A 6000-nucleotide genomic window follows, 5' to 3' on the forward strand; every position below is an offset into this window, starting at 1 on the left:
ATTGACGGCGTGGCGGCACCCTTCACCGTAGTCAGCGCCACGAGCCTCACGCTTGCCGTGCCGGCCACGGCCGCTACCGGTACTGCTTTCACCGTACTGCCGCCGGCCAGCACCATTACCAGCTTCACGCCTTCGTTGGCCTTGGCGGGAGCTGCCGTTACGCTTACCGGTAGCCACTACGGCCCAAACCGGGCTGTTCATCGTGACGACGCCCAGCGGTACGGGCACCAGTAGCACGCCGTTTACGGTGCTGCCTCAGTTTGTCAACGTCGGCACCGGCGACCTGGGCGTACTCGACTACGCTTATGCCCTGGAACAGTTAGAAGCCGCTTTCTACGCGTGGGTGAAAGCCGCGCCTCCCGCTGACTTCTTCGTTGCCGAACGGGAAAATTTCACGCAAATAGCCGCCCACGAGGCCATTCACCGCGACTTTTTTAAAGTGGTTATCAATCGGGATGCTCCCGGGAAGATCATCCCGGATCTGACACCGGTTTTCGATACCATCGACTTCACCAAGCGTGCTTCCGTGCTCAACGCGGCCCGCACCTTCGAAGACCTGGGGGTGGCGGCTCACAACGGCGCGGCCAAATTTCTGAGCAACGCGGCGTACCTGGTCATTATGGGAAAAATAGTGTCGGTGGAAGCCCGACACTCCACCTATGTGCGGGACCTTATTACGCCTGATTCCTTTGCCAGCGCGGATGTCGTGGATGACGTTTATGGACTCGACAGTGCGAAGAGCCCGGCGGAAGTGGCGGCCCTGGTTAATGTGTTTCTGGTGGCTGGTTCCAAGCTCGACGTATCCGGACTCGCGTAAAATGGCCCTTGGCCCGGCCGGAAATAAGGCGTTGCAGGTGATTCCGTCGCCGACTATTACCATTTATTTCCTGCGATAACCGACCTTTGTAGTTCCGGCTTCGTCGGCTGCCCTTTCCGCCTGCTGGCGCTTTGCCGCAAACCGGGCAAATCCGGTCCGGCATCCTGCCCAGAACAAAAAGAGATTCCTATGTTTGATAACCTCAGTACCAAGCTCGACAAAGCCTTCAAAACCCTCAAGGGCCAGGGCAGCATCACCGAAATCAACGTTGCGGCGACCATCAAGGAAATCCGCCGCGCCCTGGTCGATGCCGACGTGAACTACAAGGTGGCCAAGGAAGTCACCGACAAGATTAAGGACGAGGCCATGGGCCGCGACGTGCTGACCACCGTGTCGCCGGGGCAGCTGATGACCAAAATCGTGTACGACGAGCTGACCCAGCTCATGGGCGGCACCAAGGAAGACGTGGTACTGAAGGGCGACCCGGCCGTGATTCTGCTCTCGGGCCTGCAGGGCTCGGGCAAAACGACCTTCGCCGGCAAGCTGGCTACCTTCATCAAAAAGCAGAACCGCACGGTGCTGCTCGTGGCCTGCGACATCTACCGCCCAGCCGCCATCGACCAGCTGAAAGTGCTGGGCGAGCAGGTAGGTGTGGAGGTGTACTCGGAGCCGGACAACAAGAACCCGGTCGAGATTTCGCAGAACGCCATTGCCTACGCCAAAAAGAACAACAAGAAAGTAGTCATCATCGACACCGCCGGCCGCTTGGCCGTGGATGAGCAGATGATGCGCGAAATCGAGGCCGTGAAGCGGGCCATCAACCCGTCGGAAACCCTGTTTGTGGTGGACTCTATGACGGGTCAGGACGCGGTAAATACGGCTAAAACCTTCAACGACCGGCTCAACTTCGACGGCGTGGTGCTCACCAAGCTCGACGGCGACTCCCGCGGCGGTGCGGCCCTGAGCATTCGGGCCGTGGTCGAAAAACCCATCAAGTTCATCTCGACCGGCGAGAAGATGGAAGCCCTGGACATGTTCTATCCCGAGCGGATGGCGCAACGGATTCTGGGCATGGGCGACGTAATTTCGCTGGTAGAGCGCGCGCAGCAGCAGTTCGATGAGGACGAGGCCAAGCGCATCAACCAGAAGATCCGCAAAAACCAGTTCAACTTCGACGACTTCCTCTCCCAGCTGGAGCAGATCAAGAAGATGGGCAACCTGAAGGACCTAGTGGGCATGATTCCCGGCATGAGCAAGGCCATCAAGGACGTGGATATCGACGACGACGCTTTCAAGCCAATCGAGTCCATCATCAAGAGTATGACGCCGCAGGAGCGCGCCACGCCGGAAGTGCTGAACGGTTCGCGCCGTCGGCGCCTGGCCAAAGGCAGCGGCACCGACATTCAGCAGGTCAACAACCTGATGAAGCAGTTCGAGGACATGCGCAAAGTGATGCGCACCATGAATAAGATGAGCAGCACCAAAGGCGGCATGCAGCAAATGGCCAAAATGATGGGCATGCGCGGCAAATAATTCAACTTGGAATAATCAAAAAGGCCGAACCATGATACATGGTTCGGCCTTTTTGGTTTTTTTGCCTGCTTACCTGCTCCGCCGCCTCAGCTCGTTACCGCACAATCAGCACCTTCTGGCTCTTGTTAACCTGCTGCTCCGCCGCATCCGGAGCCGGCAGATACTACAGTATCGGCAGCGGAGACGACCGGAAATTATTTGGTGGACGGCGTGACGTTGCCGGCAGAGTCGGCGAAATACACGGTCGTAACTTCTTCTTTCTCTCCTGGGGTGCGCTCCAGTTCAAATGTGTACTCCACGGTGTGCCCGCTGCGGTTGCGGCCTTGCGCATCTTCTTGGTGGCCGGTGTGCGCCTCCGAATGTACGGTCTTCACCTCGCTGCCGATTTGCTGCCGCACGTGTTGCTCCACGGCCATGATGGCCTTCTTTTCTTCGGGCGTTTCGGCGCAGCCCACAAGTAGCAGCGTGGTGGCAGCGAGCAAATGATATGATTTCATAGGTGGTAATATAGCAAAAGGCCTCCGTAGAGGCCTTTTGTGAAGTTCGAAAACTGCGGAACAGGAGTTGCCAGGGCTTAATAATCCTTTTTGCCCTCCTTGGTTTCCCAGGCCCGAAAGCCAGCCAGTGCCTCGTCGCGTAGCAGCTGCGTCATCGGAATCTGCCGGTCGGCCAGCGGCTGCTCGATTTCGTCGTAGATGAACTGGTCGTCGAAGCCGATGGCGGCAGCATCCTGTTTGGTGTTGCCGTAGAACACGCGGCGCGGGCGGGCCCAGTAGATGGCGCCCAGGCACATGGGGCAGGGCTCGCAACTGGTGTACAGGTCGCAGTCGTCGAGCTGGAAAGTGCCCAGTTCCTGGCAGGCTTTGCGAATGGCATCGACCTCGGCGTGGCAGGTGGGGTCGTTGGTGCTGGTTACCTGGTTGAAGCCGTGCGCGATGATGCGGCCATCTTTCACTACCACGGCTCCAAACGGACCACCGTAGCCGGCTTGCATTTTTTCAATTGAAAGGCGAATGGCTTCGCGCATAAATTCGTCGCGGGGAGCTTCCATAAGGGAGAAAAATAGGAGGGAAGAAGGGCGCAAGATACAGTAGGTGCCGGGCTCCGCCCAACCCGCGCTGGAGAAGGGAAGAAGTCGGGGTGTCGGGGCTTAGCATAAAAGGCCGATCGGAAAGGATAAAAAAATGATATAGGAAAGGCAGTCAATTCGTTGGTTATTGCGAGTGGCTAATCAGCTACTGAGGCTACTAGCTTTTTGTTCACCTCATTTTAAGCGTCATGCGTAAACATCTTACCCTTTTTTTGACGGGCTTGCTGATGCTGGCTTCCGGCATCGTGCGGGCAGACCATCTGCGGCCGCATCTGCTGATGTCGGCTAAGCTGGAAGGCGCGCAGGAAGTGCCCGCCGTGGCTACTGCCGCCAGAGGCGTGGCCAGCTTCACGATGAATCCCACGCGGGATACTCTGTTTATTACAGCCTCTTTTGTTGGTCTCAGCGGGCCTATTACCGGGGCGCACGTGCACTTAGGCGCACGGGGCATCTCCGGCCCCATCGTCAGCGGCCTGGTGTTCATGCTGAAAGGCAACCGGCTCCAGGGCTTTCTCACCGGCTCCGAATTCGACGTTTCGAAGCGGCGCAAATACTTGCTGGGAGCCTATTACATCAATATTCATACGGCGGCCAACCCTGGCGGGGAAATCAGAGGCCAGATCGAGCTGGAAAAAGACTTCGCCTACATTACCCAGCTAAGCGGCCCCGGTGCCGTGCCCGCTGTTAGTACCATGGCTTCGGGTTTCGGGGCCTTCGCTTTGTCGCAGGACAAAACCAAAATCAAGTTTCAAACCGTCGTTCGGGGCCTGAGCGGTGCCATTACTGGGGTTGAGCTGCGTGATGCAACGAATACCACGGCCGGAACTCTGGCTTTGCCACTGACCTCTTTCATAAACTCCAATAACAGGAATGCTATTGCCGGAGAAATTCCTACTACACCTGCGTTGCTGACTGCTTTTGAGGCCGGCATGCTCTATCTCAACGTAACGACGGCGGCCAATGCCGGGGGTGAGATTCGCGGGCGGATCTTCCAGGACCGTAATAACATTAATTTCGACGCCCGCCTGGATAGCTCGCAGGTGGTAGGCGGGCGCTCTTCCCTTGGTATGGGCATTGCCATATTGCGGCTGAGCCCCACGCTCGATTCTATGACCGTGTTTGCTACCTACGCCGGGCTGAGTGGTCCGGTCACCTCGGCCATTCTGTATACTGCGCCAGTAGGCCAGGCCACCTCGCCGGCCGTGCGAGCCAGCAATGAGCTGGTAACACTCATTCAGAACGATTTCCTGGGCGTAATCTTTACGGGGCTAAACGCTGGCAACGGCGCACTGGGTCGGGATTTGCTGGCTGGTAATATCAACCTGCAGCTAGCCACGGCCGCGCTGCCCAACGGCGAAATCCGGGGTCAGGTATACCGGCTGGCGCGCGAGGGCTATACTTTTGCCCTGAATGGCACCCAGGAGCGGCCCAACCCGGTAAACTCGCCCGGCTACGGTTCGGGCCTGGTTTCGATAGACCGCGACCAGAGCAACGCCCACTTTATGCTCTCGTGGGGCGGCCTCACCGGGCCCGCGCAAGCCGGGCATTTCCATACTGGCCTGCGCACCCAGGCCGGGCCGGTCGTATTTGAGCTGACGCCTTTCTTCAACAGCACTACTGCCCCCACCGCTGCCGAGGGCTACTGGCAGCCAACAGCTAACGGGGCCCCTAATGCGGCCCGTCCGTTCACGCTACGCCGCTCGGTTCAGTTCCGTCGCGACAGTATGTACGTGAACCTGCACACTGCCCAGTTCCCGGGCGGCGAGATTCGCGGTCAGGTATTCCGTGGGGCTCGTAATCTGCAGCTAGTGCTGAAAACTCAGTCTGCTGCCTTAGCCGCCGAGACGTTTGCCAGCTATCCAAGCCCCTTCCAGAACGAAGTTACCCTGACGTTCGAAGCCCGCAGTGCCGGTGCTGGTATCGTTCAGGTTTCGGATGTGCTGGGCCGGTCGGTAGTAACCCAGAGCATTCAGGTTCGACCAGGAGCCAATGCGCACCGTATTGCGTTGCCGCAAGTGAAGCCGGGCATGTACTTGGTAACCGTGGCAGCAGCAGGCGCGAAAGTCATAACCCGAATTGTGAAAGAGTAAACGCTGCCTTTCACGCCACCCTGTACGACAAAGACTTCCCATAGTACTGGGACCTTGTTGGTAAGAAAGATAAAAAGGTTGCTGATTTGCGAAAAATAAAACTCAAAACAGTGTTTTTAAGCGCAGTAATTTCGCTTTTGGCACAGAAGTTGTAACTAAAATCCCTGAAAGAATAGTTTTTTAGGTGTTTTGGTTGTGGAAAAGGGGACGTCGTATCGGCGTCCTTTTTTTATGCCCTTTCAGATTTACTAGCTGTCATTGTAGGTGACGTTTGGGGATATGTACTAAGCGTACTTTCATCAGCCAGTTTTGCTCAGCTACCTACTACCGGAATCGTAGGCATTTAGAGCCTATCCAAATAGGCATTATTTTCGGGTATGGCAACGACTCAAGAATTCATCATTTCCGATGCCTTGTGGGAGCGTCTGCGGCCGCTGCTGCCGGTGCATACCCCGAAGGCTCATCCCCTT

The 6000-nt window shown here is 57.2% G+C and carries 6 protein-coding genes; 4 read left to right on the forward strand and 2 right to left on the reverse strand.

What is annotated here, in order from left to right; genetic code table 11:
• Window positions 1–9 precede the first annotated feature (9 nt).
• The 3 genes from E5J99_RS21295 (at window position 10) to ffh (ending at window position 2350) form a co-directional block, all read left to right on the forward strand.
• Window positions 10–234, forward strand: coding sequence for a hypothetical protein (locus E5J99_RS21295; protein ID WP_167852106.1), 225 nt, complete (start codon window positions 10–12; stop codon window positions 232–234).
• Window positions 203–817 (forward strand): ferritin-like domain-containing protein, encoded by a 615-nt coding sequence (locus E5J99_RS12765; protein ID WP_245318941.1) that lies wholly within the window; start codon window positions 203–205, stop codon window positions 815–817. Before E5J99_RS21295 ends, E5J99_RS12765 begins: the two co-directional genes overlap by 32 nt.
• Window positions 818–1006: 189 nt before the next feature.
• Window positions 1007–2350 (forward strand): signal recognition particle protein, encoded by a 1344-nt coding sequence (gene ffh, locus E5J99_RS12770; RefSeq protein ID WP_135498194.1) that lies wholly within the window; start codon window positions 1007–1009, stop codon window positions 2348–2350.
• 194 nt (window positions 2351–2544) lie between these two features.
• On the opposite strand, the gene E5J99_RS12775 is transcribed toward ffh, so the two are convergent.
• Entirely contained in the window at window positions 2545–2847 is a 303-nt protein-coding gene (locus tag E5J99_RS12775) for a hypothetical protein (RefSeq protein ID WP_135498195.1), read from the reverse strand.
• A 77-nt stretch (window positions 2848–2924) separates the two neighbouring features.
• Window positions 2925–3401, reverse strand: a complete 477-nt coding sequence (locus E5J99_RS12780) for a nucleoside deaminase (RefSeq protein ID WP_135498196.1) — start codon at window positions 3399–3401, stop codon at window positions 2925–2927.
• 227 nt (window positions 3402–3628) lie between these two features.
• Here E5J99_RS12780 and E5J99_RS12785 point away from each other — a divergent pair, with 227 nt between their 5' ends.
• Window positions 3629–5530, forward strand: a complete 1902-nt coding sequence (locus tag E5J99_RS12785; RefSeq protein ID WP_135498197.1) for a CHRD domain-containing protein — start codon at window positions 3629–3631, stop codon at window positions 5528–5530.
• Window positions 5531–6000 lie beyond the last annotated feature (470 nt).

Source organism: Hymenobacter elongatus (genome assembly GCF_004745955.1).
GTDB classification, from domain to species: Bacteria; Bacteroidota; Bacteroidia; order Cytophagales; family Hymenobacteraceae; genus Hymenobacter; species Hymenobacter elongatus.

Bases quoted from the DNA above. Each gene is read 5' to 3' on its own strand.
- ffh (WP_135498194.1), top strand. From the start codon at position 1,007: ATGTTTGATAACCTCAGTACCAAGCTCGACAAAGCCTTCAAAACCCTC.
- E5J99_RS12775 (WP_135498195.1), bottom strand. From the start codon at position 2,847: ATGAAATCATATCATTTGCTCGCTGCCACCACGCTGCTACTTGTGGGC.
- E5J99_RS12780 (WP_135498196.1), bottom strand. From the start codon at position 3,401: ATGGAAGCTCCCCGCGACGAATTTATGCGCGAAGCCATTCGCCTTTCA.
- E5J99_RS12785 (WP_135498197.1), top strand. From the start codon at position 3,629: ATGCGTAAACATCTTACCCTTTTTTTGACGGGCTTGCTGATGCTGGCT.